Consider the following 24,841-nt stretch of genomic DNA (forward strand, 5'->3'; position numbering starts at 1 on the left):
GGCCCGGCGGACTTCACTGCTTAGGCGCCTCTAGCCTTCGTCGACGAAGACGTGGTTTATCCCGTGAACGCCACTGAAACTGCCCGCCTCACGCATCCCCCTCGCCGCATAGAAGCGCCTTGCCGCATAGGACGTGTCGATAACCGCCAGCGCCGGCTGATACCCGGAGCTGCGCCCGGCAGCCAGGGCTTCCTCGAACAATTCGGCGCCCACACCGTGCCCCTGATGGAGCGGATCCGTGAAGAACTTCGAGATCTCGCAGTAGCCGTTCGCCGATGTAGAAGCGAAACCCAGGATTGCCAGTGCATCCGTCAGATACCGGTGCGCGCGGGTGAGACTGATGTGGCCGGCGGTGAGTCCATCGACCTCTGCTACCCAGCGTCCGAGGGTCTGCTCTGCCATGAGCCAGTCCTCGAATGCCGGGACGGTGGCAGGTGTGTCCCTGGGCGGCGGGTACGTGGGGTCTGCAATCCTCACCCGAAGCAGCGCCTCGGCAGCGGGCCGGATGTGCTCGTCCCTGAAAGGAGCAACGTTGATGCTGAGCGTTTCGGCTCTCATGATGCTTCTTCCTGCTCAATGAGGTTCTTCAGCTCGGCGGCGACCCGTGAGGCTTCGGCGCGGTAGTGCATAGCCTCGCTTTCACGGCCGTTTTTCTCAGCCTTGGCAGCCTTCGCCTCGAACCTGCTCGCATCCACCCGCGCCTGCTGGATTGCTCCCTTCCGCTGTCTTGCCGCCTCCCACCTGGGGCGCTCCACGGCGATGACGGCTTCACGGTTTTCGATGGCCCACGCAACAGCGCCGTCAGTGTCTGAGAAGACTCCTTCATCCTGTGCCGCCAGGGATGCCCTGACGATCCATCCCCACTCCTGCCCCTTCGGGAAGCCGGCTGCTGCCAGATCCTGTCCTCGAAGGATCGGAGGGTCAACCTTCACGGTTTTCGCCACAGCAAGCCACGGTCCGGAGACGGGCGGCTTGGCTCCGGGCCCGCGGCCGGCAAGATCTGCGTCCACGACCCGTGCCCAGTCCTGGATGGTGGGTCCGCTTCCGTTCTCCCCTGCAAGGTCCCTCATCAGCCGGCGGACCGCTGACGGTGTGGGTGCCTCGCCGAAGGACGTGTGGCGCATGTGCTCCCGGATGAGGGGCAGCACTTTCTCACGCACCTCGTTCGGGGCGCCGATGGATTTGAGGAATTCGTCAGCAGGGGCGACGCCGCCGGCGGCATGGCCGTAGTTGGTGATGCCTCCGTCGGGATTCTCCTGATGGTGCTCGGCTTTGCCGACGTCGTGAAGCAGGGTGGCCAGGACTGCGATGCGCCGGTCCTGCTCCCCTGCCCCGTCGCGCTCGGCTGCAGCCGCTGCGGCATCCGCTGCCAGGCCGAGGTGGACGTCAACGTCCCCTTCCGGGTGCCAGACGGGGTCCTGACGGCTTCCGCGGACGTCAGCCAGTGCCGGGAAGCTGTCCGCAATGCCGGTCTGGTAGAGAGCCTCCAGGCCCTTGGAGGGTTCGCGTCCGAGGGTGACGAGCTTGTTGAACTCTTTCCAGAGACGGTCCTTGGGCAGCTGGGCGACAGTGTCCTTCATGGACCGGCACAGCTCCAGTGTCTCCGGATCCATCTCCAGGCCGAACCGGGCGCTGAACTGTACGGCGCGCAGGGGCCTGAGCGGGTCGTCGGGGAATGTGTCTGCGCGGGTGTGCCGAAGGATGCGGTCAGCCAGGTCGGCCCGGCCGCCGAAGGGGTCGATCAGCTCTCCGGTGTACGGGTCCCAGCCCATGGAGTTCATGGTGTAGTCGCGCCGCGCGAAAGCGTCCTCGAGGCTGATGTCCGGATCCAGGTCGACGGTGAACCCGCGGTGCCCGTCGCCCGTCTTGGAGTCGCGCCTGGGCAGGGAGACGTCAAAGTCCTGCCCGTTGATGTTCGTGGTCAGCACGCCGAAGGAGGAGCCGACGTCGTTGACGTCTCCGGGCAGCGCCGCACGCAGCTCATCGGCGGTGGTCCCGTGCACTTCGATGTCGACGTCCTTGAACGTGACCTGTTCCCCGGTCTCCCTGGAGAGCAGCGCATCGCGTACCGATCCGCCGACGATGAGCGGGCGGCCTCCGGTCGTCAGGCACGCGTCAAGGACTGCCCTGGCTTCGGGTGTCAGGTCGATGAGGTCAGGGATGACAGCCCCGGTGCCCGCACCGATTTCCACCGACGGCTCTGAATGGAGGGCGGCGGCGTACTGGCCGCCTACCGGAAGGCCGGCAGGCTGGCGTCTGGGGTTGTTTCTCACGCACCTACTGTGTGCGGCTGCAGCGTTCGGCGCCAAGGCTGCGCAAAACACGCGCCGGCCGCACACAGAGGAGTCACCTGGCCCGGTGGACGGTTAGATCTCCGCCGGGCCTGGCATCAACTTCCGTTCGGTATCAGCCCACCGCTTCAATGACGAAGCCCAGGGCAAGGAACCAGCTGACGGCCGTTACAGCGGCAAAGCCGAACAGCCAGACCGGGGACGGGATCATCGTCTGCCGGAACAGGATGTAGGCATCGGAGCTTTCCAGCTCTGTCCGGCGCCGGAAATGCACATGGATGACTTTCCCGAGGTCGCGCACGGCGCCGACGAGCATGGCGATACCGATGACCAGGGTGGTGTGCCCGAGGAAGACCGGGCCTGCGAAGAGTACGAGCAGCAGGGATATGGCCAGGACCGATCCCAGGATGAGAAGCCCTTCCGCGTTGCGGATCAGCAGGAGCGTGAACATCAGCACAAGGCAGCTCACGGACAGTGCCGCCGAGGACCACCCCTGAAGCCCGGCCCAGACCAGTGTGGCTCCGACGACGGCCGGCACCGGGTAGCCCCAGAATGCTGACCAGACGGCGCGGATGCCACCGGGCCCGTAGGTGTTGGTCGTGCCGCCGTGGTTCAGGTGCAGCTTGATGCCGGTAACCATCTGAAATGTCGTCAGGGCGGCGACGGCGTGGCCCAGTTCGTGGATCACGGTGGTGAACATGCCGAAGTACTTCCAGGTCAGCTTCGGCACGGCAAGGCCCACTGCTGCCACCAGGATGAGGACCAGCTCGACCGCAGTTACTTCGGGGGCATCCAAGCGTGTGAGACCGGAGGTGATCCGGTCCCACACGATGCCGGGCAGTCCGGTCATGCCTTGACCAGGCGGACGTAACCGCGGCGGTCCTTGGTGATCACATATTCGGTACCGCGGAGGATGACGTGGTCGCCGTCCTCGACGAGGATCTCCTCACGCGGGGTCTGCTTGTGTGCCGTGAGGGTGACGGCGTTTTCGTTCATCCATGCGACCGGGCCGTTCACGCGGGGGCCGTCCTGGACGATGCGGTGGTAATTGCCTTCTTCCCAGCCGCCGACGCTGTACGTGTTGTACAGGTCCGTGCCGCGGTGGTTCTTGTAGAACATTGCCAGCTGGGCGCCTTCGAAGTGGTCCTGGCTGAAGATGTGCTGGGGGATCCCGGCGTTGGGCTGGTCGTCTTCGTAGGTGAACGGCTCTTTGTCCTTGAAGGTCAGGAGTTCATCCAGGTTCAGCGCGGGCTTGGTTTCAGTCATCGTCTTCATCCTCAGCAGATAGTTCCAGGTGCGGGGTTCCGCCTCACAACACATATGTGTGCGGCAGCTGATGAGAATGTCTGCAGGGCGGGCACGGACCTGCCCCGCAGTGTGCGGTGAAAGGTCCGGAGAGCGCCGCACACATAGGAGGCAACGACCCGACTTACCGAAGGACCACCAATGTCTTCCATGCCGATGCTCCCGCTCCCCACCAGGCAGGCCCCTGACACCGACGACGTGCAGGTACTCAAGGCGCGCATCCTGGAACTGGAGGAGCTGGCCTTCCGGCGCGGCCGCGGCCTGCACATTCTGCACCGCCACCTCAGCACCGGCGGAACCGACCACGCCATTCTCCTGGGCGTCGTCGAGAACACCCTGACCGGCTACAGCCCTTCCAGCGTTGCCGAAGCCAAAGCCCTGACCGACGCCGCCGCGGCCGCCTGATGAGCGCCGGCACGGACTACCTGCTGCCTGACGGCTCCCCGCGCTACGGGGTACGGACCACCGGGGCAGGGCAGGATCACGCCGTCGTGAAACCGGTACGTCCGTTCCTGGGATCACCCGCCGCCCTGATCTCCGAGGCCGAAGCCATGGATGCAGGGCACCTGCACGCCGCTGTTAAGCTGCGCTACTCGCAGGAGTGGGCAGATGCCCCGGACCCGGTCCTTGAAGCGTGGCGGAAGGAGCATCCCGCAGAACTCAAAGAGGCCGAGGCGCTCGTCGGGAAGAAGCTGGGCAAAGGGGGCGGGTCGATGGCCCTGACCTCGCCCTGGTATCTGTCCGCGCTCGTGCTGGAAAGCCGCCGGAACCAGCCTGTGCGGATGCGCCGGCGGGAAACGCGCACCGGCCGCGGGACCAGGCTGGCCAACATGCTGTTCCGTGCTGCCATGCTGGGGGCCCTGATCGGGATGATCCGCAGCGGCGGGGACCCGCAGGTGGTGGTGTCGATGGTCCTGTTCTACCTGCTGGTGAGCGAACCGCTGGCGGTCAGCTCCAGGCAGTCCCGCCGCCTGCCGGACACCGCCGCAGTTCCCCTGACCGGGCTGGACGAGCTGCGCGGGGATCTGGTCAATGCCGTCCTGCTGGGGATCGTCCTGGGCAAAGGCATCGACGTCGACCCAGTGATCCGTGCGGCAGCTGAGCGCGGGTGGCGCCATGTCAGGCATGCGGCCGACGGCGTGGACAGGATCCGCCGCGGCCCGAAGTAAGTGCCCGCACAAATAGAGAAGCCCCGGAGTCCGTTCACTCCAGGGCTTCTTCTGCACCACCTCAACGCTTCAACCCCTCGTGCGGGGTTCCGGCATCCCTCGTCCCCCAACGAAAGCGGACGCCGTGAGAGTGGATGATCCCGGCTGGTTCCCCCGGCCGGGATCATCCGTCGGCTTGCCTTTCCCATAGGTACTCGGCGTGCAGTGGTAATTCTCTGTATGGCTTGCCGCGGACCGAAGTCTGCGGCGTGCTGTGAATAAGACATTAGGGTCGGCCGGCCGGAGCAGACAAGGCGGTCGGGAAAAATTCCATTTGTGACGTCCCCGAATACTCAAAAAGCCCCCGGATGGCTATCATCCGGGGGCTTCCTGTGGGAGTGCCCTTCTATCAGGCCGCCTTGACGTCTTCAGCGAGCTCTTCGCGGCCCCAGACGATGGGGCTGACAGCCTCGGCAGCAACGCGCTTGTGGCGGCGGGCCATGAAAGCCTCGAGGCCGGTGACGGTGTTCTTCAGGCGTACAGCCTCGGGAACGCGGCGCTGGCGGGCGGCCGGATCCTCTTCGTAGAACCCGGCGAGGTCTTCGCTGTCGATTCCGTACTCCTGGTCGTTGTCTTCGGACATTGCTGCAGTAACTTCCTTCTCAAGCAGGTGGGGGCGCCGGGCGGCGGTGGTGTTGGGCTGGATGCAGGACTTGCACTGTCCCGAGTGGCCCCAGGCCATGGTTCCGGGAGCATCCTTCTTCAGGACGCCGCGGGGACGCATGCAGCGGGAGCACTTGCTGCACTTCAGGAAATCTTCAGGGTTCTGGAGGCTCATTACCGCGCTCCCTTCGTGTTGATGTTGGCGATGAGTTCATGGATGGGCGTCCGGCCGGCCGGAATGCGCCCGGAGGCCGGGACCCCGCGGCGGCGGCGGCCGGATTCGATCCCGTCCCGCAGACCGCCCAGGTAGGCGATGCGCTGCTGGGTGATGAAGCGGTCTTCCGGATCCCGTCCGGCTGCGGTGTAGTCGCAGGCGCGGCACTGGCCGTTCCCCCAGCTCGGGACCGTGCCCGGGTACTGGGAGGCGTCGGTGCCTTCGGGTCGGATGGCACTGCCGCAGACACAGAACGTGACACCGTAGACGGCTGCCTCGTCGTTCTCGCTGTTGCTGAAGCTGCCGGCGGTGCGGCCTTCAACGAGGGAAAGGATGGTCATGGGGGGTTGTTCCTAGTGCTCTGCGGGCCACGGAGTGCGGGCCAGGATCGTGAGGGTGTTTCGTGCGTGGTCACCGAAGCAGTCCATTGCGTGGTTCCTGCGGTTGGGGCAGGCGCCGGCTGCACGGCATTTCTGGTCATGCAGCCCGGTGGCCAGCGAGAGCACCGTTGCTTCGTCGACTGCCACGTAGATGACGGGGCAGGTACCTGCCGTGCTTGCGGTCTTGGTTTCGACTGGCATTGGTTTTCCTTTACTGCTTCGGAGGGGTCCTGATGCTTTCTATGTGTGCGGCTGCGCAAGGGTCTCTCACCACCCCCGACCCGGACACCAAAACAGCCCGCCCGGTATGAACCGGACGGGCTGTGAACGGAGGCGGCTACTGTGCGCCCAGAAGGACGAAGGCGAGGGTGATGAGCACCCCGAATGCTGATCTCCATGAATCACCGGGCTCGCTTTCGAAGCGCATGGACCCTTCGATTTCTCTCAGATGGTTCCCGAAGTACCGCGAAACCCAGGATGCTGCAAGACAGCCGGCAACGCAGCCGAGAATTGCCCAGGCAGGCCCTGCACCGCCCTCCGACGGCCATTCGAGTATGCCGCCGCCCGCAAGTACGGCTACTGCCGCCCAGTAGAGGGCGAGGCTGGCAGCCAGACGGACGAGGGTGCGGCCGGGCCCGCCGCGGAGGAAGAAGGCCAGCGGGCCAAGGATTCCCGCCGAGGTTCCAGCGATGAGGTGCAGCGTAAGGCCGGGCACGATGGGGTCCAGCACTGCGGCAGTGGAACCCAGTGCCGTCCCCCAGACTGCTGCGAAGGCCAGGACGAGCAACGCCGACGGCTTGTCCCTGAAGATATTGGCTACAGCCAGGATCAGAGCGCCGGCAAAAGCTGCTGCATACAGGACAGGAATGCTCCATCCGACTGCAGTCCCGGCCAGCAGCACGACCATGCCCCCGAGCGCGGCGAGGAAGAAGCTGAGGCGCCGGCGCGATTCGCCCGCATGGCCGTGGTCTGCGATCTCCTCTGTGGATTCTTTCAATGTATCTCTCCGCTCTTTGGCCGCCGGGCGGACGCCTCGACACCCCTTATGTGTGCGGAAGCTGACCGAAAGAGGAACAGCCCGCCCGGTTTCCCGGACAGGCTGTTCGTTATCGCTTGGCTGATGCAGACGGCTGTTAGTCGTCGCTGCGGAGAATGGCCAGCAGGCGCAGGATCTCCATGTAAAGCCACACGAGGGTGACCATGAGGCCGAAGGCAGCCGTCCAGGACTGCCTCTCATCGGCACCGTAGCGGACCGCATCCTGAATATCGGTGAAGTCCACGATCAGGCTGAAAGCTGCAAGGCCGATGGCGAAGACACCGATGATGGCGCCCAGCGGAATGCCCATGACCTCGATGCCGTCCAGCCCCCACGGGGTGGTGACCACACCGGTTGCCACCAGGAGAAGGTTGAGCAGGCTGTAAACAATGAGGCCCAGCATGGCGAAGATCAGGAAGCGCGTAGCCTTCGGCGTCGCCCTCACCTTCCCTGAAAGGAAGAGGAACAGTGCCACTGAGAACACTGCAAGGGTGCCGACGACGGCCTGCAGTGCGATACCCGGATAGAGGGCGTCAAGCTTGCCGGAAATTGCGCCCAGTGCAATGCCTTCGAAGCCGGAATAGGCCAGGATCAGTGTGGGCGAGATCTTCTTCCTGAAAATGTTGACCATGGCCAGCGCGAATCCGATGAGCACGCCCACGATGTAGAGGCCGGGGAAGATCCAGCCGATGACGGCACCGGCGAGCAGCACGGCCAGGCAGGCCAGCGTCTTACGGACGACGTCGTCGTAGGTCATGGCACGACCCGGCACGGCATCTGCTGCCGGGCGGAAATCTGTGCGGCTTAAGACGGGGTTGCCGCCTGATTTGCTCAAGTTGAACTCCAGTTCAAGTAGTCGGCTTCCGGCCGCCGGGCCCGGGCGGTAATGCCCCGGCACCCACTATGTGTGCGGCGGCCGGCCGAAACAGCTGCAGATGCGGTTACTGTCCGGGTTCGAAGACGTCGTCGTAGTAGATCTCGAACTTCAGGTCAGGGTCGGCCAGGCCATCCACGGCACGGCTGCCGACGGGCCCTTTCCTGTTCGTGGTGCGGACCGGGGACCCATGCTGGAGGAGGTGGGGCAGCTGGTCCTCGAATTCAGCAAGCCCGTCCCCCAGGTCATCGCGGCGTGACTTGGTCATGTCGGAGCCGACGATGAAGGAGTAGGGGGTGTCCTGCTCAGGGTCGCTGACGTTCTCGCCCCGGATCGTGGCGGCGTACGTGTAGCCGATGAGGCTGGCGGCCTGTTTCCGCTCTTCTTCGCTGAGGGGCCGGTTGGCCTGGAAACGCATTGAGTACGGGGTTCCGGCAAAGGTGCCCGGGCGCCGGCGGTGGAAGACGGTTCCGTCCTCGGTCATGACCCTGTCGAAGATCTCCCCGTTCTGCACCCTCTGGTCGGAAGTATCCACCGGGGCGTTGATCCCGTCGGGCAGCAAACGGGAGGCCAGTTCTGCGAGTTCCTCGTCACTGGCAAAGGTGTCGTCGCCTTCGTTGAGGTAATCCATCGGGCTGGCCGCTGCGACCCGGGCCAGCGCATTCGCTTCCTCGATCCGGCCCGCTTCGCGCAGCTCCTTTTCGAGGGTCGTAACGGTCCGGGCATCGTCGGCACCGTAGCCGCGGTCGCGGCGCAGGATCCGGTCGGCGGTCTTTTCGATGCTCTGGTCCGTGAAGTCCAGGTCTGCGTTGAGTCCTTCGATGAGTTCGTCGGTCTGTTCAACGCTCATCCGCCCGTTCAGGCCGTAGACGCGGAGCCTCTCCCTGACGTAGGCGGGATTGACGGTGGGAGGGCCCAGGCTCACCTGGGACTCGGAGTGGGCAGCGCCGGCGAACTGGCCGCCCGTGGGGACCCCTGCCGGGGTTCGTTTCTGGATAATCAGTGTCATGCCCTGACTGTGTGCGGCTGGGCATGCGAAAAGGCGCCCCGCCGAAACGGGACGCCTTCCATGGCCGGTGCTACTGCTCGGCGCTGCCGCTGAAAATCATCGACGTAATGCTGCCGAACAGCAGGTCCAGGCCGGTGATGAGCAGGATCATGACCGCCACGAAGGCGAGCACGACGCCGGTCATCTTGAACAGCTCGCCGCGCGTCGGTTTGACGACCTTGCGCAACTCGGCGATGACCTGGCGGACGTAGAGGAAGATTGCGCCGAAGAATCCGCGCTTCTTCCCGTCGGACGGCACTCCGATCCGGTCGGGCTGCTCGTCGACTGTCAGGGTCTGGGTCATTCGGGAACGGTTCCTTGCTGTCAGGTGGTGCCGGCACACCCGGTCAGGGTGCACAGGCCTCTCGGTACCTATGTGTACGGCAGGACGGGGAAAGCTCCCCGCCCTGCCGTGCGGGCATCTACGCTGCCTCTGCCTGGGCCGTTTCTGCTCCGGGAATACCGAAGAGCTGGACATGCCGCAGCCACGGGTCGGTGCCCGGCTTGGGCTGCATGGCATCGAGCAGGTCCATGGTGCAGGGCTCGAAGAACTGGACGTAGCGGAACCATGCGTCGGTGCCGGGTTCGGGGGTGAGTGCTTCAAGCAGCTCGGTGACCGATTCATCGACAGGGTCCTCGCTGTCGCCCTCGAAGGAACGCAGCAGGGTGCCTTCGCTGTTGAAGACTGCAGCGCTGTGGGCGCGGACGCCTTCCTCGAATTCCTCAGGCACCACTTCGAGGCGGACGGCGGAGGGTTCCAGCGTCAGGACCCTGCGGGCAAGGAGCGTCCGGGTGATGGTGCGGATGTTCTCCTGCGCCTTCATCAGGTCGGCGTTGTGCCGGGCGATCAGCTGGACGAGCATGGTGTCGCCGGGGTTGTTTTCGATGCTCATGCGCCCGGCGCCCAGTCTGCAGCCTTGGCCAGGTTCAGGGTGCGGGAGTCCGATTCGAAGCTCGTGACGTTGAACTCTTCTGCACGGAGGGTGTATTCGGACCATGCCGCATTGTCGGCGTCAGGGCTCATTGAGCGCAGCAGGTCGGTGACGGCCGCTTCGTCTTCGGTGAGGTCTTCGCCATAGGTGGTGATGACGTTGCCTTCGGCGTCCTTAATGGTTGCCTCGCCGAGGAACTCTCCGTCGTCGTATCCGACTGTTTCCAGCTCGGCGGATACAGCTTCAGGGTGGCGTTTGAGGATTTCGCGGCTGAACATGGCCATGGTTGCCAGCTCACCGGCGTTGCGGGCCTCGGAGGCAACACTGCCTGCATTGGCGATGAGGCTGTTGAGGTCTTCATCGGAGGCCCGGACCGGCTTTCCGGTGGCTTTGGCGGCGGTGCGTGCGCTAATGAAGTCCGCTGCCATTTTCATGTGCCGCCGAAGTTCCGTCTCCATTTCCAGGTGCCGCTCAGAGGTCCAGGCGACGACCTTCTCCATGGTGTCCTCGTCGACGTCCTCGAATTCACCAACAAACTGCTCATAGTCGCAGCGGCCGGTACTCGGATTGTCTGTGAAGACCGTAATGGAGCCGTGCCCCTCAACCGTGAGCTTCGTGCTGACTTCCATTTCATCGCCCACTTCGATGCTCAGCTTAGGGTCGGGCAACGATGTGGGCCAGCCTTCGAGCTCAGGACGGCGCGGCTCTGCGAGGCTAATGGGAGCTTCTGGATGGAGGGCGAAAGCGAACTGTCCGCCGGCGGGGATGCCTTCAGGCTGGCGGGGCTTCATATCTGTCATGCCCTCTATGTGTGCGGCAGGGGCAGGGAATGTCACATCGTCGGCTGCCGGTTACTCCCTGAATGCCCAAATAGGATTGGGTGATGAGCCAGGATATTGATCAGTCCCCGGAGCCGCTGAACTTCTTTGATCCGTCCGGTGGCGGCAGGCAGCCCCGGACTCTGGCTCAGCTGGTTGCCGCCGGGGAAGCTGCAGTGGCCGCGGTGAAGGCTTACCGCTCGGCCATGTACGACTGCATGACGCCGCTGAATCTGCTCCGCGAGAACACTGAGGCGAAGGCAGCGGCGACCGCCCTGGAAATGCAGGTCAGGGAGATCGCCCAGGCTCAGGAAGCCATTGAATCCGACGCCCCTCTTGCCCGCCGGCTCGAAGACAGCGACCCGTGGGCTGCCCGGGACACCGTTGTGCTGAGCCCGAGGCAGATCAACGCACTGGCGGCCCGCGGCCGGGTTGCCCGTGCCACTGCATCGACATACAGGCAGGTCCTCTCCAAAGCTGCCGGGGAAGCACTGGTCCCGCCGCTGATTGCCATGGACCGGGAATCCAGTGCCTCATCGGACAGCCGCGGAGCCTCTGCCGAGACCGCTGCAGCCAGGAACGCTGAACGGGACCGCATGGTGCTGGAGATCCTCACCGAGATGGAGTCGGTTGAATGCGAGACCTGCTCGGTCCAGCCGGGCCTGCCCTGCCTGACCGCGTCCGGATATGTCGCCGAGCGGCCGCACGCTCCCCGGTTCCGGTCATCACCGCTGGCCCAAGCCAACAGGGAGGAATCCTGGCTGGCCACGCGCCGGAAGGCGGACGGCTGGGCCCCTGCGCCGCTGGCCGAGTACCAGGGCCCGCTTCCGCGGCTGTCCGACGGCGTGCCGCGCTCCGCTGCAGCCCAGTCCGAGGCGTTACGCAGGCAGCGCACGGTTCCCGGCCGGACGGAACGCTGACCTTATGTGCGCCGGGACAGCTCCCTGAGTGAAACCTTCGAGCCGTAGCGGATGCTTCCGTGGCGGAAGAGCTTCACGGCGGCTGCGAGCATCAGGCCACCGGCGAGGAACATTTCGGCCGAAACGATGACCGCCTGCATCGTGGTGAGGGATCCGAGCCCGTTCAGGAGCATGGCGGCCACGGGGGCAGAAAACGGGAAGTAGAGGAAGACCTGGACAAGGGGTGAGCCGGGGTCGCTGACGAACAGGGAGACGGCGTAGAGCGGAACGAACAGCATGATGGTGATCGCGCTGAAGAGCCCGTTGGCCTCCTTCGCAGTGGGCATGACGGCTCCGATCGCCATCAGGGTCGCGGTGAAAAGGACGAATCCCCCGACCAGCAGGACCGCCCCGGTGATCATGGCCTCGGGCTGTGGATCCATCCTGGCCAGCACGGCCGCCGCAGTTCCTCCGCCTCCGTCCGCAAGGAAGTACCCGGCAGCGGGCAGGGCGAATACCGCCATCTGCACCAGGCCGGTGAGAAGCAGGGCCAGGATCTTGCCGGTGATAAGCGTGGTCGGGTTCAGGGTCGTCAGGATCATCTCGGTAACCCGGTTCTCCTTCTCCTCCACGGTGCTGTTCAGTATCTGGTTGCCCAGGAACAGGGTCACCGCGTAGAAGAGCGCCAGGAAAAGAAGCGGCGGCACGACGGCGTACATTCCTCCGGTGGCCTGCCCGTCGGCGTACATCGTCGAGCTGAAGGATGTGCCGCCGCCTGCAAGGGCCGCAAGTTCCGGGGATCCGATCTCCGTTACCGCTGCCTTGCTGACCATCTGTCCGGCGACGGCACTGTAGGCCTCCGAGTCGAAGATGCCCAGGTCCTTCCCGTGGATCTCGATGTCCTGACGGGCGGGATCTTCGGGGATGGCGAAGAATGCCTGGGCGCGTCCGGCACGGACGTCGTCCATGGCAGCCTGCGGGTCATCGGTCCGGGTTCCTCCGTAGCCGGCCGCCAGTTCATCGGCGATGAGCCCGGAGGCGTCCGTGAACGTGAAGGTGATCGAGGCGTTCTTCTGCTCGTCGGCGCTGCGGCTGGCCGTACCCGAGGTGAGGATCATCAGGGCCATGACGATGCCGATGACGACGGGGACGCCGAGGGTGCCGAGCCAGAAGGACTTCTTCTTTACTGCCCGCAGGAACTCGAACGCGGTGACTGTTCCGAGATTATGCCCGGCCATTGCCGCCGCCTTCGCTTGAGGTTCCGTAGATGTGCATGAAGATCTCCTCCAGGGATGTTCTGGAGGCGGTGTACGAGGTGACGGGCAGGCCCTGGTCCATGAGGCTGCGGAGGACTCCTTCTTCGGAGGCAGCCTCCTCCAGCTCCAGACGGGCAGACCCTCCGGTTCCGGCCGGCACATTGGCCAGGACCCTGTAAGCCCCTGTGCGGTCCTCGATCTCCCGGAGCCGGCCCGCGTAGGTGAGAGCGACGGTACGGCCGCCGTAGAGGTCCTGAACGTCCCTGATGGTCCCGTAGGCGTGGGCGGTGCCGTCCCGCAGCAGCAGGATCCGGTCGCACATCCTTTCCACTTCGTCCATGTGGTGGGTGACCATCATGACGGTGGCGCCGGCAGCCTTCTGTTCGTCGATGATGTCCATGAGGAGGCGGCGGTTGACGGGGTCGAAGCCCTTCGTGGGCTCATCCAGGATGAGCAGTGAGGGGTTGCTCATGACGGTGACGCCAAGCTGGACTTTCTGCTGCTGGCCGCCGGAGAGCTTGTCCAGGCGCTCCCCCGCCTTGCCGTCCAGTCCGACGCGCTCCAGATACTGCCGGGACCAGCGGGCAGCCTCCCGGCGGCCCATTCCCTTGAGCCGGCCGAAGTAGACCATGACATCCAGCACCGGCTCCTTGCGGTACAGTCCGCGCTCCTCCGGCAGGTACCCCAGGTCCGCTCCGTCCCGGGGTCCAAAGCGGCGTCCGTTGACCAGCAGTGTTCCGGCGGTGGGCTGGTGGATCCCCAGCAGCGCGCGGATCGTGGTGGTCTTGCCGGAGCCGTTGCCGCCCAGGAATCCGAAGGTCTCCCCGCGGCCGACGTCGAAGGAGAGGTTGCGGATAACCTTCCGGGGCCCGAAGTCCATGCGGAAGTCTTCAACGCTCACGATCGCCTCAGGGTTACTTAACGGCGGTCCTCCCGTGGCCCCTATGATCCTGTTTTTGCTCATACCGTCCTATGTGTGCGGCAGCTCCGGATTCAGTACCCGCCGAAAGTTATCAGGTCGAGGCATTCATACCGACGGGTAATTTACGATCCTCGAATGTGTTCGGTTCCATCATCTTCGGGATCCTTATCCGTCCGTGACGAACGGCTCCGCCGGGAGCGTCTGGTCATGGAGCACCTGCCGCTGGTCGGGTATGCAGTCTCAGAGTTCAGCAGGCGCGTACCGGGGATAGTTACCCGGGATGAGCTTGCGTCTGCAGGCTTTCTTGGCCTTGTGTCGGCCGCTGCCGCCTACGATCCCTCACGTAAAGTCCCGTTCGGCGCCTATGCGCGCACCCGCATCAACGGAACAATTTCCGACGAACTGAGGTCATTGGACTGGGCCAGCCGCGGGACCCGCCGGCGGATAAAAAACGCACGCACCGCAACGGATTCCCTGACGGCCGCCCTGGGCAGGGATCCCTCGCAGAAGGAGGTCTCGGAGCTCCTGGGAGTGGATGCCGAAGCTGTCCGCCTGACGGCCGTAGACGCCGCCCGGACCGTGGGCGACCTCGACGCTGAAGACGTCCAGGAGGTCAGCGACCAGGACCCGACACCCGAAGGTGTTCTCATGGCCGCCGAGGAGGAACTCCAGTTGCGGGCCGGCGTCCGGACGCTGCCGGAGAGGGTTCGATACGTGATCGAGGAGGTGTACTTCAACGACCGGAGTGTCAAGGACATTGCGGAAGAGATGGGCCGGACCAGCTCGGCAGTCTCCCAGGTCAGGGCCGAGGGCATCAGGCTGCTTCGGGACTGCATGTCGGTCTACGAGACCGGTGAGGGTACGGGTGCGGCACCGGACACGGTCTCCAAGAGGCGCAGGTCGGACTATCTGAGGAATGTCTCCGAAGCGACTGCCGGAGGTATTGTCCGCCAACGCCGCACATTCCAATCGTGATGTAGAACGCATTTACTGCATACGCGGGTAATGACCGGTATCGGAATTCAAACCATTGCAAGCCGGCTGATAATGTATTCGCATGGCTCAGAAAATACAGGTAATCCTTGAAGATGATCTCGACGGTTCCCCCGCAGATGAAACTGTCAGGTTTGCTTTCGAGGAAGTCGAATATGAAATTGACCTCTCGACGGCACACTCAAAAGAGTTCAGGGATTCGCTGGCTCCATTTGTGAGCGCAGCACGCAGAATTCACCCCAGGGGGCGCCGGACTGCTGCGGTAAAGACCGGACCTTCCACAGGAGAAATCCGGGCATGGGCAAAAGAGCAGAACATTGATGTCAACCCGTTCGGGCGCCTGGCCCGGTCCGTAATCGACGCCTACACGGCAGCCCACTAGCCCTTCACGAATGCGGGCCTGCATTCTCTTCCCGTCAGGCAGGCCCGCAGGAAAGACTGCCGATCAGGCTGCGGCAGCAGGGGCTTCGGCTGAATGGTTCTTGAGCAGCGCAGCGAAGCGGTTGATGAACAATGCCGCAGTATCGGGATGTTCGAGCGGATCGCGCAGCGTGGAGGAAATATTCAGCTGGATTGCGTCCCCGCCGCGGCCCTGGGCGTAAGTGCGGATCGTAGCCGGAGCCGGAGGGTTGAACCGGCCGCCGGCAACAACCTTGAACTCAGGGAAGGCATCGCCGATGGCTTCGGCGGTCAGCATTGCCTCTTCGCTGGGGCGGGGCCCAAAACCGATGAAGATGTCCCCCGGTGCCCGAAGCGGTGCGGCCCGCAGGTCGATGACGAACTGTCCCCGGTCCAGTCCGGCGTCAAGGGCCTTGCGGAAGCGGTCCTGCCGCTCCTCCCAGCTGGACCATTCCGAGATGACGCCGTCGGCTGCCAGCCAGCTCTGCCCCGACCGGGTGGCCAGCAGCTGTGCCATCGACCCGGTGTACCGGTCGGCCATGCGCGGGCGCCCGTCAATCATGCGGTTCGAGGAGTGCGGCGCGACCAGGAGGAACCGTCCGGCGGTGGCATGCTGGCGGATCCTGTCCGGCAGATCACCGTTGTAGAACTGCCTGGCGAACTTGGCCTCCAGGCGGACGTATTCCTCGATCATCTTCATACCCGGGAGCATGCGTAGATATTCCGGGGACACCTGCTGGGGCGCGTCATCTGCCTCGGGGGATCCCCCCGTGCCCCGTTCCATTGCTCCGCACCCGGGGTTCGAACCCGGTCCGACGGCTCCAAAGACCGTAGTGCTGCCGTTACACCAGCGCGGAAGGCGGGCAGCCCCGGATCACCGGAACCGCCCGCGGCTGCCTCTGTTAGAGGGATGCCAGGTAGTGCTCGACGTCCTGGGCGGCCACGCAGCCGGAGGCGGCGGCCGTGATCGCCTGCCTGTACGTGGGGTCGATAACGTCACCTGCAGCGAAGACGCCGGGCAGGGAGGTCACGGAGCTGCGTCCTTCAACGGTGATCGTACCGCTGTCCGGGTTGATGGGCAGCTGGCCTGCAACCAGTGCGGTACGCGGGTTGTTGCCGATGGCTACGAACAGTCCCTGCGCGGCCAGGGGCTTCCGGACGCCGGCGGTCATGATCGTCAGACCGGTCACCTGCTGCTCGCCGTGCACTTCGAAGACCTCTGTGTTGTAGAGGAAGGTGATGCCCGGGTGCAGGCGTGCCCGGTCGGCCATGACCTGGGATGCCTTCAGGTTCCCTCCGCGCACCAGGACGGTCACCAAGGAGGCGAATTTGGTGAGGAACAGGGCCTCCTCCATTGCCGAGTCTCCGCCGCCGACAACGACGACATCCCTGCCGCCGAAGAACGAACCGTCGCAGGTGGCGCAGTAGCTGACGCCGCGGCCGGAGTATTCAGCCTCTCCGGGGACGCCGAGGGGGCGGTAGAAGGACCCGGTGGCGATGATGACCGAGCGGGCACGGTAGGTGGTGCCTTCGGAGACAACCTGCTTGACCTCACTTTCAAGGTCGACCGATTCGACGTCCTCGAAGAGGATCCGGGCGCCGAAGCGTTCAGCCTGGGCCTCCATCTTTTCCATGAGTTCCGGACCGAGGATGCCTTCAGGGAACCCGGGGAAGTTTTCCACTTCGGTGGTCTTCATGAGTTCGCCGCCGGCCTCCAGCATCCCGGCGAAGACCAGGGGCTTGAGGTTGGCGCGTGCGGCGTAGATGGCCGCTGTGTAGCCGGCGGGGCCGGAGCCGATGATGATGACGTCGTGAATCTTATCCATGGTGGTGCTTTCAGGGTGGTTGGCGGTCAGTGGCTAAGGATCAGCTCCACCAGCCGCGGCGGAAGCGTCCGTGCCGGTGCTGGGAGGGAAGGGTGTAGCTCTCTTCGATGTCGCCGGCGGCGTTGTACTCATCGCCCAGCCGCTTCAGGGAGGATCTTTCTGCTGCCCGTTCGGGCTTCCAGTAGAACTGCCTCAGATCATCCCTGGACGGCCGGTGTGATTTACCGGATCTGCTCAACGATGGGTTTTTGCCCAGGACCGGCTGACGAGCATCGGCTCCTCCGCCGGCGCCAGCTCCGGATGCACGGTATCGGCTTCGGTGCCGTCGGGATCCAGGGTGCCCAGAAGTTCCAGTGCCGCTTCAGCTTCCTCAGGCGGCATGTTCCCGCTGATGATCTGGTTGCTGATGAAGGCCTTGATGCCCTCGGTCTGCTGCTCTGCCTGTGACATGGGAACTCCTTGATGGTCTGGGCTGCGGGAAGCTGCCGGAGGGAAGCACCCTCTTCTTGCTTCTATGCGTCCCGGACCCTGACGGCGTATCCCGCAGCCTCAGTCCGTCCAGAATTTCCCGCTCCGGTAGCGCGGTTCCGGCTCTATTCCGCGGCGCAGCAGGCGGCGCGCCATCCGCCTCAGCCGGCGGTTCGTAAACGGCTCGGAACCGTATCGGATGATGCTCCGGCCCCTCATGCCCCTGCCCGGGTGAAGGCCCAGCAGGCGCCGCAGGGATGGCTCTCCTCGTCAAGACGGAGGACCCCGGCATTAAGCAGGTGCAGGACAGCCTCCTCATACTCCGACCTGCCGCGGGGCGGATTCTTCGGCGCAGGAGTGCGGGCCAGGGTGTCGGCGAATGCGCTGACGGCCGCCGCGCGGGACGGGAGGCTGACACGGTGGCATCCTCCGGTCCCGGCGAGGAAACCTGTGACTTCGGCCGCTGCGTCGGGCATTGCTGCTTTGTCGATGATCTTGGGCATCAGATGCCTTCGTGTCGGGCCGTCTGGCCGGTGCGGAGCAGTTCGACGGCGGCACGGACTTCTTCGGCTATGGCCTCCGCGCTCTTCCCGGCGAAAGTGACCACTGCCCGGTTGTGGATGGGGATGATCTCGATCGCGTCATCCACGACGTAGGCCGCCATCTCAGGGAACGGGCCGGTGCCGATTCTGTCGCCCACCGGGTTGGCGGCGATTTCAGCTTCGTCGAAGATTTCAGCCTCGGTGTAGATGACGCCGAGCTTGTTCAGTTCGGGGATGACGTCGTTGAAGTTTGTCATGGCACTCCTCTCGTGCGGTCGTGCAGGTGCCGGTGTCATGCCCGGATGCCTGAGGGTGTGTCCGTGTAATCCCAGTGGATGTCGTACCCATCCCAGTCGTCGCCCGTCCACCAGGACTCGATGATGCCGTCGCGCAGGACCGTCCTGCCGCCCTTGTGGGTGAAGGGGAGCAGGTCGTCTTCCTCGAACTCGGTTTTGTCGCAGTGCTCGGCCGCCTTGTGAAGGCAGGTCAGTCTGGCCTTGGCCACGCCGTCGCAGATGTACCAGCGCACGTCATGGAGCTGGGGCGGACGCGTCCTGTTCGAGCTGCCTAACAGGCCCGGGGAGGCCGGCGTGGTCTCGGCTGCTCCGCGCGGGCCGGATTCAGGAAACGCTGCCCGGACGACAGGGGCCTCCTCGTAAACCCAGCTGTAGGTTGCGCTTACTCCAGGCTGGGCCCACCAGGACCTGATAGTCCCGTCGCGCAGCGGCGTCTCGTCTCCCTCGTGGAATTCGACAAGCTCATCTGCACCCCCGGCCTCGAAGTTCACCGCGTCGCAGACCTCAGGCGCGGGAACCGGCGGATGCAGGCATTCGAACTCTGCGCGGATTCCATTGTCAATGAACCACCTGACACGGTGGCGCTCCTCCCCGCGGTCAGCCGGGCGGACCGCATTGGAGAGCAGCAGCTGGATGTCGTTCGGCGTTCTCATGACCCCTATGTGTGCGGCAGGACGGTTTTCTCTGCCCGGACCTGGTTGACGCGCCGGAGGGTTTCGGCGTGTACGGCTTCCCAGTCGATCTCAGGCTCTTCGTCCATCAGGTCCCAGAGCAGTTCCGACTCCGGCGAATCGTTCAGCGGCCAGGACTCGATGACACCGGTGCGCATATGATCCGGCTCCCTCTCGCCCTGGAACCCGTCGGCAAGGATGGCGTCGTCCGCTTCGACGTAGACCTTGAAGCATCCGAAGGGGTCGGCGACCTCGCCGTGCATGCAGGTGAGCACCGGATAGGAGACACCCCGGTCATCTTCAAACCAGACGAGGGCGTGGCGTTCGCGGAGTTCGGGGGCAGGGCGTTCGGACCGGGGCTGAATGATCGTTTCCATACCCCTTATGTGTGCGGAACCTTGCCGGCCGCTCCCCGCCGGAGGAGACGGGCACTCCCCCGGCGGTCTGTCGGCAGCTTAGGCTTTACGCTCCGCCGCGGCGTCTGCCAGTCCGGCTTCGAACAGGGCCCGCTCGTCATCGTCGAAGCAGTCGACGACTGCGGTCACGTCGCCGGTAATGCGGAAGACGACGTTGCGCGCACCTGTCGTCTTCTCCGTAGCGATCCTCTCGGGGGTGGTCCCGATGTCCATGAGCAGTTCACTGCCCACGAGGGTGTTGCTGACGGTGTCATTGTGCTGTTCTGCATCGTGGTCCACCATCTCGTCCAGGTCCAGGACGGCAAGGGCTGCCACGTAGCCGTCTTCGTCGATGCGCGCGCCGAGCTCGTAGGGGCTCAGTGGCGACTCGATGGGGACGTTGGGGTGGCGGACCGTCATTTCGTGCGGGTAAGGAGTAGCGAAATAGTCCGGGTTTTCCGCCAGTGCCTCATCCAGGGACTCCTGGACATCGACTTCAAAGGGTCCGTCGTGGATGGGGATGAAGCCGCGGGCCATCGCCTCGTTGAAAATGTCGTCCCTGGTGCTGTAATCGAGGGCTGCCAGGTCCTCCCTGCTGAGGCTGGGTGCGATTCCGGCAAGAATCGGGGCGGCATCGAACTGGATGGTGCCGGCTTCCTCCGCTTCGTCGTCGTCATTCCATTCCTGCAGGGTGGCTGTGGCCATGATCGGCCTGGGCCGGACGGGGGTGCCCTGAGCCGAGAGCATGACGCCGACCGCCTCGGACTGCTCTTTGGGTGCCCATTTGCCGTCGCCTGCGCGCGGGTGTTCGTTTTCCTGGAACGTCATGGTCCTGCCTTCACTGGTGCTGGACGGCATATTGCCGCTGTCACCCCTCTGTGTGCGGCACGGCAGGAGAAGGCGCATGTCGCCGGTTGTCAGAGGACCGCGGTATTTTGTCGTGAAGACGGACCCGCCGCAGGATCCGACGTTCAATCAACGGGGGATAGATATGGACTCTGACAGCCGCGCTCCGGAAGCGCACCTCAACGCCGGAACCCACACAGGTGCATTCAGTGGATAAGACCGCCTACGAAGTCAGCTTCCCGTCGAGGGGATGGTTCGATCTGGAACCCGGACTGATCAACGCCATGAACACCCCCGGCTCCGGATCCCGGATGCGCCTGCCTGTGAGCCCCTGGCCGGCTGCCTTCAGCAGCGGGAACGGAGAGTACGGCACCCCGACCTTCACCGGTGAAGAAGCCGGCTGGCTTGGACACATCGTGGGAGAGACCTTCAAGCCAGAACCGGCGTTCAGCCTTCCCCTGCATTCAGGCGGATGGACCGCCGAAAAGGTCGCTGACTACGTCGAGTCGCGTGAAGGTGCCCAGGTCGTAGTCGATGGCCAGATCAGCCCCACACTCGCTTTTCTGGCATGGTATTTCGGTACCTCCGTCGTGGTCAGCCAGCGACATGAGGATGGTTGGATGCTTTACCTCATCAGCGGGCTCGGTGAGGTAACGCCGGCGCGGTACACCGGTGACCAGGAAGGGTTCGCCCGCTTCCGGTACACGTACCTGCAGAGAAGCCCCGAAGAGGGAATTGCACTGCCGGGCGTGGAGGTCCTGGCGTCTTTGCCGGCCGACCCCCTGCCGTGGGAACACCGCGCGGACACCTGCCGCAGCCAGCTGGCAGACTGGAAGCGCCGGCATGCCGACGGGTCGTTGCCTGCACCGGACGGAGCCGTGCTTGCCCCCGGGGATCTGGAGCTAACTCCTGTCGGATCAGGGGAAGTGCTGGCACGTGCCGACGTAGAAGACCACCGGTATGAGCTCCTCTACCCGCAGGACGGGGATCCGGAGAGCCTGGAAGTCCTGTGCACCGTGGACGGGGAACGGCGCCGCTTCCTGAATCTGGTGACCGGTGTCGCCGAAGGCATGGGCGCGCCGGCCGCCGACTGGGCTCAGCGGATCCTGAAAGACTCCGCAGCCAAGGCCAAGGAGTCGACCCCGAAGCTTTGGGAGACGAACGAACCCGACGCCGACCTGTTCCGGATCGTGAACAACATCGTCCGTTACGACGAGCATGAAGCAGCCACATCCCACTTCCGGACATCCGATGAACTCCAGGAATGGCTCAAAGAGGCACTGGGCCATCACAACGCTCCGCTTTTTGTCCGCACCCTGGAGGACGTCCGTATGGTTCTGCGGCACGACAGCAAAGAGTTGCCGATGTTCCAGAACAACACCTTCGAACGCGCCGCCGGGCCCGAACCGACGACGACCTACGCTCCCCGGCCGTTCAACCCCTGGAAGGGGCTGGAGAACTGGCTGAACGGCGCAACCGGGATGTACTCGCGCCACCCCCTGCTTCAGACGGTCATGGACGGGCAGGAGCTGGAGTCATACGCTGCCAGGAACTGCCTGGACTATGAGTACGTGACCAACGAGCTGCTGCCGGGAGATGCGGAGGTCGGACCCAACTCCTGGTTCATCCTCGGCATCCGGCACGGCCCGTACCCGCGGACCTGCATTGCCTTCCCGGCTGCAGAGAGCATGCTCTCGGTCGTCACTGACAATGACGGTGCATCCGCGATGATCACCGCCCGTGACTACGACAGCCGGAACATTGAACTGCACCGCGAAGCCGACTTTGAGGACAGGTGGTCCGCCTGGCTTGATGAGGACCACCAGCTCACGAAGGACGAGATCCAGGCGGGGCTGGCGAAGGTAGAGGAACTGATCGAGGAGCACACGCCATGATCCGCACCAAGGATGACACCACCGACGACACCGGCCTGGCCGCAGGGTTCGGCAGCGGCAGGTGCGCCTGGGACCGTTCGGTCTGTGTGGACAAACCCACCCACTTCGTGACCAGCGACAGTGTCGAGGGCAGGAGTGCCGACGTCTACTGTCTGCGGCACTACGTGCTCTCGCTGGCACTTCTGTGCGAACTTCACCTGCCGGACTGCGCCGGCGACTTCCCCGGACACATCACGCGGCACGGAAAGTTTTAGCCTGCAGGCAAAGCGAAAGGCCCCGGAACCCGCGCAGGGTCCCGGGGCCTTTCTTCCGGCTTAGCTTCCGAAGGTGTCCTGGAAGAAGTGCCGGTTGGCATCAGCCTTGGCCAGCAGCTCCTCGCCGGTGAAGTATTTCCGGTCGAACTGCTCCCACTCCCCGACGTACATCGTCCACTCGCCGTCGACCTGGACGGGCCAGCAGCGGCGCACCCGGTTCAGCTTCTCGCTGGCCTCGCCGGTCCCCGGGTCGGTGCCCGTGTACTGCAGGACGGTGCAGTTGTGCACGGTCTGGGACTTGTCCTGGTCGCGGGCCATGAACTCTTCGTCGCTCCAGCGCTCCAGCACGAGGCGGGTGGCCCACATGAACTCGCCGTGGGTGACCATCAGGACGTTTTCGCGGGCGTTCTCCCGGTGCAGGGTGTTCAGGACGTTCCGGACCCGGTTCTCGGCCACGTTGGCAATGGATTCCCCGGCCGGCGGCGCCCAGTACAGCGGGTCGGTGTCCCGGTACTCCGCATTGCGGGCATACCGCTTCCGGAAGTCCTGCTTGGACATGGAGCCGATCTCGCCCCACGAGCGTTCGCGGATGACGCGGTTCTCTTCCCAGCGCACGTCCAGGCCGAGGTTGGCCGCGGTCTCACGGGTGCGGGTGTACGTGGAGACGATGGAGCGGTCGAAGTCGATGCCCTGCTCGGCAATCCACGCGCCGGCTGCCTTAGCCTGCTGGACGCCCAGTGCCGTGAGGCGCCAGGAACGGTCAGGGACCGTCATCGTCTCTTCGGTGTAGAGGCTTTCGTCGCCGGCCTTGGAAGCCTTCTGCATGATGTTCGCTTCGCTCTGTCCGTGACGGACCAGGAAGAGATTGCGGGGCATGACCATCGGAGACTCCTTAGTGTGGCGTTGGCTCAGCCTTATCGGCTGTTACACCCTATGTGTGCGGCAGTCAGGCAGACGCTCCCCGGGCGGTTCAAAGCCGGAGCCGGGGCACCGTCGGCTAAGCCCAGTTGACGGCCAGGCCCCGCTGCTGAGCGAACAAGGCAATGGCCTCCAGCTCCGGGAGGCGCTCCAGGAGGTATCCCGACTGGGTCCCGAAAGCGCCGCGGGCAGCTGCCTCACTGCCTGCCCGGATGCCGCGAAGGACGGTACCCGCCGGCGCCGAACCGCAGTAATGATCCGGCAGACCAACGGCACGAAGGATGCGGTGGCCGTTGCTGCCTGAGACCTTAAGTGCCGGAGTTTCCTCGCGGGTCACCGGGATGATGGACATGCCGCCAGCTCCGGAGGTGCAGTACTCGTCACCGCAGACAGCCAGGGAACCTGCGTGCCCGTGCTGCGCGACGACGTTGCACAGGGAGGTGTAAGCATCAATCCGGCGCTCGAATGTGTGCGCGGTCTGGCCGTTCGGGTGGCCGCAGGCGAAGGCGTAACGCTCAACATCCGATTCACGGAATTCCGGCTCAAACTGGATACCCATGGTGATCTGCCCTTTCATCCGGCAGCCCACTGCGGCCTGCTCTCTAAGCCATATGTGTGCGGACAACATCCTCCCGCTCACCGCACCGACGCGCTCGATGTGCAGCCTCTCGTCAGAGATACGCCGGATCTCAATGCCTGCAGGCTTGCGCAGGAAAGGGATCGGGACCCTTAGGCGCCTTCGATCACGGGAGTGGGCCGGTCAGCCTACCCACACGGCGCGCGCCGGACGAAGCTGCAGGAGCTGCTGCGGGTCCAGGAAGTTCCCCAGGTGCTGGACCAGGTGAACAACCGCCCGCGGAATGGCAGGAGCGATGCGGGATGCAGCCTCATCGGGGTGCGTGAAAGCCGGGGTGCTGTCCCCCTGGAACCGTACCCGTGCTGCGGCCTGGTTCCCGCGCTCGGTGCCGCGGAGGGTGACGGCGTCCCCTGCGGGCCCCGCCAGCGCACGTCCGGTGAGTGCATCCATCCACAGATGGGAGAGGGGGAACGGGTTCGAGCGCGTGTAGGTGATCCGGTTCTCTATCGGCCCGTCCTCGGCGAAGGCGCAGTCCAGGTCATCGTCCATCCGGTGCCAGTCCTTCAGGTAGGTCGGCGGAATGAGAAGCATGGTGCCGCCGTCGAGCTGCGGGACATGGAGGACGCATTCGTCGAGGGCCCGGTTCCGGTCCTGAACGAGCAGGTCAGCGTCGTAAGTGATCTCGTCGCTGGTTTCCTCATCACCGACCGCCGACGCTTTGTCCCGGAGCCAGCGGGCATGGTCTTCCAAGGACGGGAGCACCAGCACCGATTCGCCGTCCATGGGGTCTGTCTTCCGGAAGAGCCATTCAGGATGGTCGCCTGCGGCGATGCGGGTCAGCATCGCTCCGCGGTCCAGAGGGTCTTCAGGACTGGGCACTGCCCATCCAATGGCTTTATGCAGGTGGTCGCCCACTGGTCTTCCTCCGAGTCCGGGCCGCCGAGTGCAGCCTCTACACCTAATGTGTGCGGAAGA

At 64.6% G+C, this 24,841-nt stretch carries 34 protein-coding genes and 1 tRNA gene; 7 read left to right on the forward strand and 28 right to left on the reverse strand.

All coding sequences use genetic code 11. The features are described from left to right. Positions 1-30: 30 nt before the first annotated feature. The 4 genes from N2K99_RS17105 to N2K99_RS17120 form a co-directional block, all read right to left on the reverse strand. Entirely contained in the window at positions 31-558 is a 528-nt protein-coding gene (locus tag N2K99_RS17105) for a GNAT family N-acetyltransferase (protein WP_227934380.1), read from the reverse strand. Next, the gene (locus tag N2K99_RS17110; RefSeq protein ID WP_227934379.1) at positions 555-2,273 is read right to left on the reverse strand and encodes a CCA tRNA nucleotidyltransferase; all 1,719 of its coding nucleotides are present in this window, start codon (positions 2,271-2,273) and stop codon (positions 555-557) included. Before N2K99_RS17110 ends, N2K99_RS17105 begins: the two co-directional genes overlap by 4 nt. A gap of 133 nt (positions 2,274-2,406) precedes the next feature. Then, on the reverse strand, positions 2,407-3,141 hold the full coding sequence (locus N2K99_RS17115; RefSeq protein WP_227934378.1) for a M50 family metallopeptidase: 735 nt from the start codon (positions 3,139-3,141) through the stop codon (positions 2,407-2,409). Next, a complete protein-coding gene (locus tag N2K99_RS17120; protein ID WP_227934377.1) occupies positions 3,138-3,557 on the reverse strand; it encodes a hypothetical protein in 420 nt (139 codons plus the stop codon). The genes N2K99_RS17115 and N2K99_RS17120 overlap by 4 nt, the downstream gene beginning before the upstream one ends. Positions 3,558-3,737: 180 nt before the next feature. Here N2K99_RS17120 and N2K99_RS17125 point away from each other — a divergent pair, with 180 nt between their 5' ends. Next, on the forward strand, positions 3,738-4,001 hold the full coding sequence (locus N2K99_RS17125; RefSeq protein ID WP_227934376.1) for a hypothetical protein: 264 nt from the start codon (positions 3,738-3,740) through the stop codon (positions 3,999-4,001). Further along, entirely contained in the window at positions 4,001-4,765 is a 765-nt protein-coding gene (locus tag N2K99_RS17130) for a hypothetical protein (protein ID WP_227934375.1), read from the forward strand. Before N2K99_RS17125 ends, N2K99_RS17130 begins: the two co-directional genes overlap by 1 nt. 388 nt (positions 4,766-5,153) lie before the next feature. Here the strand turns inward: N2K99_RS17130 and N2K99_RS17135 are convergent, their stop codons facing one another. The 9 genes from N2K99_RS17135 to N2K99_RS17175 all read right to left on the reverse strand — a co-directional run bounded on the left by N2K99_RS17135 (position 5,154) and on the right by N2K99_RS17175 (position 10,691). Next, positions 5,154-5,582, reverse strand: coding sequence for a hypothetical protein (locus tag N2K99_RS17135; RefSeq protein WP_227934374.1), 429 nt, complete (start codon positions 5,580-5,582; stop codon positions 5,154-5,156). Continuing rightward, entirely contained in the window at positions 5,582-5,962 is a 381-nt protein-coding gene (locus N2K99_RS17140; protein WP_227934373.1) for a hypothetical protein, read from the reverse strand. The genes N2K99_RS17135 and N2K99_RS17140 overlap by 1 nt, the downstream gene beginning before the upstream one ends. Before the next feature lie 12 nt (positions 5,963-5,974). Beyond that, entirely contained in the window at positions 5,975-6,202 is a 228-nt protein-coding gene (locus N2K99_RS17145) for a hypothetical protein (protein WP_227934372.1), read from the reverse strand. 136 nt (positions 6,203-6,338) lie between these two features. Further along, positions 6,339-6,998: a Bax inhibitor-1/YccA family protein gene (locus N2K99_RS17150; RefSeq protein ID WP_227934371.1), complete on the reverse strand. Its 660-nt coding sequence runs from the start codon at positions 6,996-6,998 to the stop codon at positions 6,339-6,341. Between the two features lie 136 nt (positions 6,999-7,134). Then, on the reverse strand, positions 7,135-7,872 hold the full coding sequence (locus tag N2K99_RS17155; protein WP_257793709.1) for a Bax inhibitor-1/YccA family protein: 738 nt from the start codon (positions 7,870-7,872) through the stop codon (positions 7,135-7,137). 106 nt (positions 7,873-7,978) lie between these two features. After that, the gene (locus N2K99_RS17160; protein ID WP_227934369.1) at positions 7,979-8,920 is read right to left on the reverse strand and encodes a hypothetical protein; all 942 of its coding nucleotides are present in this window, start codon (positions 8,918-8,920) and stop codon (positions 7,979-7,981) included. A 70-nt stretch (positions 8,921-8,990) separates the two neighbouring features. Further along, a complete protein-coding gene (secE, locus tag N2K99_RS17165) occupies positions 8,991-9,263 on the reverse strand; it encodes a preprotein translocase subunit SecE (RefSeq protein ID WP_227934368.1) in 273 nt (90 codons plus the stop codon). Between the two features lie 118 nt (positions 9,264-9,381). Continuing rightward, on the reverse strand, positions 9,382-9,852 hold the full coding sequence (locus tag N2K99_RS17170; RefSeq protein WP_227934367.1) for a hypothetical protein: 471 nt from the start codon (positions 9,850-9,852) through the stop codon (positions 9,382-9,384). Then, positions 9,849-10,691, reverse strand: a complete 843-nt coding sequence (locus tag N2K99_RS17175; RefSeq protein ID WP_227934366.1) for a hypothetical protein — start codon at positions 10,689-10,691, stop codon at positions 9,849-9,851. Before N2K99_RS17175 ends, N2K99_RS17170 begins: the two co-directional genes overlap by 4 nt. An 83-nt stretch (positions 10,692-10,774) precedes the next feature. Here N2K99_RS17175 and N2K99_RS17180 point away from each other — a divergent pair, with 83 nt between their 5' ends. Next, positions 10,775-11,629, forward strand: a complete 855-nt coding sequence (locus tag N2K99_RS17180; RefSeq protein ID WP_227934365.1) for a hypothetical protein — start codon at positions 10,775-10,777, stop codon at positions 11,627-11,629. A 2-nt stretch (positions 11,630-11,631) separates the two neighbouring features. Here N2K99_RS17180 and N2K99_RS17185 read toward each other — a convergent pair whose 3' ends face one another. Together N2K99_RS17185 and N2K99_RS17190 are read right to left on the reverse strand one after the other, a co-directional pair. Then, positions 11,632-12,846: an ABC transporter permease gene (locus N2K99_RS17185; protein ID WP_227934364.1), complete on the reverse strand. Its 1,215-nt coding sequence runs from the start codon at positions 12,844-12,846 to the stop codon at positions 11,632-11,634. Continuing rightward, positions 12,833-13,744, reverse strand: a complete 912-nt coding sequence (locus tag N2K99_RS17190; RefSeq protein WP_227934515.1) for an ABC transporter ATP-binding protein — start codon at positions 13,742-13,744, stop codon at positions 12,833-12,835. The genes N2K99_RS17185 and N2K99_RS17190 overlap by 14 nt, the downstream gene beginning before the upstream one ends. Before the next feature lie 177 nt (positions 13,745-13,921). Here N2K99_RS17190 and N2K99_RS17195 point away from each other — a divergent pair, with 177 nt between their 5' ends. Continuing rightward, a complete protein-coding gene (locus N2K99_RS17195) occupies positions 13,922-14,761 on the forward strand; it encodes a sigma-70 family RNA polymerase sigma factor (protein WP_227934363.1) in 840 nt (279 codons plus the stop codon). 82 nt (positions 14,762-14,843) lie between these two features. Next, the gene (locus tag N2K99_RS17200) at positions 14,844-15,161 is read left to right on the forward strand and encodes an Lsr2 family protein (protein WP_227934362.1); all 318 of its coding nucleotides are present in this window, start codon (positions 14,844-14,846) and stop codon (positions 15,159-15,161) included. Positions 15,162-15,224: 63 nt separating this feature from the next. Here the strand turns inward: N2K99_RS17200 and N2K99_RS17205 are convergent, their stop codons facing one another. From N2K99_RS17205 to N2K99_RS17250, 10 genes are all read right to left on the reverse strand, one after another. Next, positions 15,225-15,878, reverse strand: a complete 654-nt coding sequence (locus N2K99_RS17205; RefSeq protein ID WP_227934361.1) for a hypothetical protein — start codon at positions 15,876-15,878, stop codon at positions 15,225-15,227. Between the two features lie 86 nt (positions 15,879-15,964). Then, a tRNA-Gln gene (locus tag N2K99_RS17210) sits at positions 15,965-16,035 on the reverse strand. A gap of 45 nt (positions 16,036-16,080) precedes the next feature. Next, positions 16,081-17,004, reverse strand: coding sequence for a thioredoxin-disulfide reductase (trxB, locus tag N2K99_RS17215; protein ID WP_227934360.1), 924 nt, complete (start codon positions 17,002-17,004; stop codon positions 16,081-16,083). 40 nt (positions 17,005-17,044) lie between these two features. Beyond that, positions 17,045-17,242 (reverse strand): hypothetical protein, encoded by a 198-nt coding sequence (locus N2K99_RS17220; protein WP_227934359.1) that lies wholly within the window; start codon positions 17,240-17,242, stop codon positions 17,045-17,047. Beyond that, the gene (locus N2K99_RS17225) at positions 17,239-17,454 is read right to left on the reverse strand and encodes a hypothetical protein (RefSeq protein WP_227934358.1); all 216 of its coding nucleotides are present in this window, start codon (positions 17,452-17,454) and stop codon (positions 17,239-17,241) included. The genes N2K99_RS17220 and N2K99_RS17225 overlap by 4 nt, the downstream gene beginning before the upstream one ends. 233 nt (positions 17,455-17,687) lie before the next feature. Next, the gene (locus N2K99_RS17230) at positions 17,688-17,975 is read right to left on the reverse strand and encodes a hypothetical protein (protein ID WP_227934357.1); all 288 of its coding nucleotides are present in this window, start codon (positions 17,973-17,975) and stop codon (positions 17,688-17,690) included. Then, positions 17,975-18,271 carry a hypothetical protein gene (locus N2K99_RS17235; RefSeq protein WP_227934356.1) on the reverse strand — a complete coding sequence of 99 codons (297 nt, stop codon included), beginning with the start codon at positions 18,269-18,271 and terminating at the stop codon, positions 17,975-17,977. The genes N2K99_RS17230 and N2K99_RS17235 overlap by 1 nt, the downstream gene beginning before the upstream one ends. A 35-nt stretch (positions 18,272-18,306) precedes the next feature. Then, complete coding sequence (locus N2K99_RS17240; RefSeq protein ID WP_227934355.1) at positions 18,307-18,963, reverse strand: hypothetical protein; 657 nt, start codon at positions 18,961-18,963, stop codon at positions 18,307-18,309. Between the two features lie 5 nt (positions 18,964-18,968). Continuing rightward, positions 18,969-19,358, reverse strand: a complete 390-nt coding sequence (locus N2K99_RS17245) for a hypothetical protein (RefSeq protein WP_227934354.1) — start codon at positions 19,356-19,358, stop codon at positions 18,969-18,971. Between the two features lie 78 nt (positions 19,359-19,436). Beyond that, positions 19,437-20,204 carry a hypothetical protein gene (locus N2K99_RS17250; protein ID WP_227934353.1) on the reverse strand — a complete coding sequence of 256 codons (768 nt, stop codon included), beginning with the start codon at positions 20,202-20,204 and terminating at the stop codon, positions 19,437-19,439. A gap of 227 nt (positions 20,205-20,431) precedes the next feature. Here N2K99_RS17250 and N2K99_RS17255 point away from each other — a divergent pair, with 227 nt between their 5' ends. Further along, the gene (locus N2K99_RS17255) at positions 20,432-22,117 is read left to right on the forward strand and encodes a hypothetical protein (RefSeq protein ID WP_227934352.1); all 1,686 of its coding nucleotides are present in this window, start codon (positions 20,432-20,434) and stop codon (positions 22,115-22,117) included. Beyond that, complete coding sequence (locus N2K99_RS17260) at positions 22,114-22,371, forward strand: hypothetical protein (RefSeq protein WP_227934351.1); 258 nt, start codon at positions 22,114-22,116, stop codon at positions 22,369-22,371. Before N2K99_RS17255 ends, N2K99_RS17260 begins: the two co-directional genes overlap by 4 nt. 60 nt (positions 22,372-22,431) lie before the next feature. Here N2K99_RS17260 and N2K99_RS17265 read toward each other — a convergent pair whose 3' ends face one another. The 3 genes from N2K99_RS17265 to N2K99_RS17275 all read right to left on the reverse strand — a co-directional run bounded on the left by N2K99_RS17265 (position 22,432) and on the right by N2K99_RS17275 (position 24,781). Further along, entirely contained in the window at positions 22,432-23,253 is an 822-nt protein-coding gene (locus N2K99_RS17265; protein ID WP_227934350.1) for a histidine phosphatase family protein, read from the reverse strand. 115 nt (positions 23,254-23,368) lie between these two features. Continuing rightward, a complete protein-coding gene (locus N2K99_RS17270; protein ID WP_227934349.1) occupies positions 23,369-23,848 on the reverse strand; it encodes a hypothetical protein in 480 nt (159 codons plus the stop codon). A gap of 201 nt (positions 23,849-24,049) precedes the next feature. After that, positions 24,050-24,781 carry a hypothetical protein gene (locus N2K99_RS17275; RefSeq protein WP_227934348.1) on the reverse strand — a complete coding sequence of 244 codons (732 nt, stop codon included), beginning with the start codon at positions 24,779-24,781 and terminating at the stop codon, positions 24,050-24,052. Positions 24,782-24,841 lie beyond the last annotated feature (60 nt).

It is taken from the genome of Arthrobacter sp. zg-Y1110, from assembly GCF_025244865.1.
Taxonomy (GTDB): Bacteria; Actinomycetota; Actinomycetes; order Actinomycetales; family Micrococcaceae; genus Arthrobacter_B.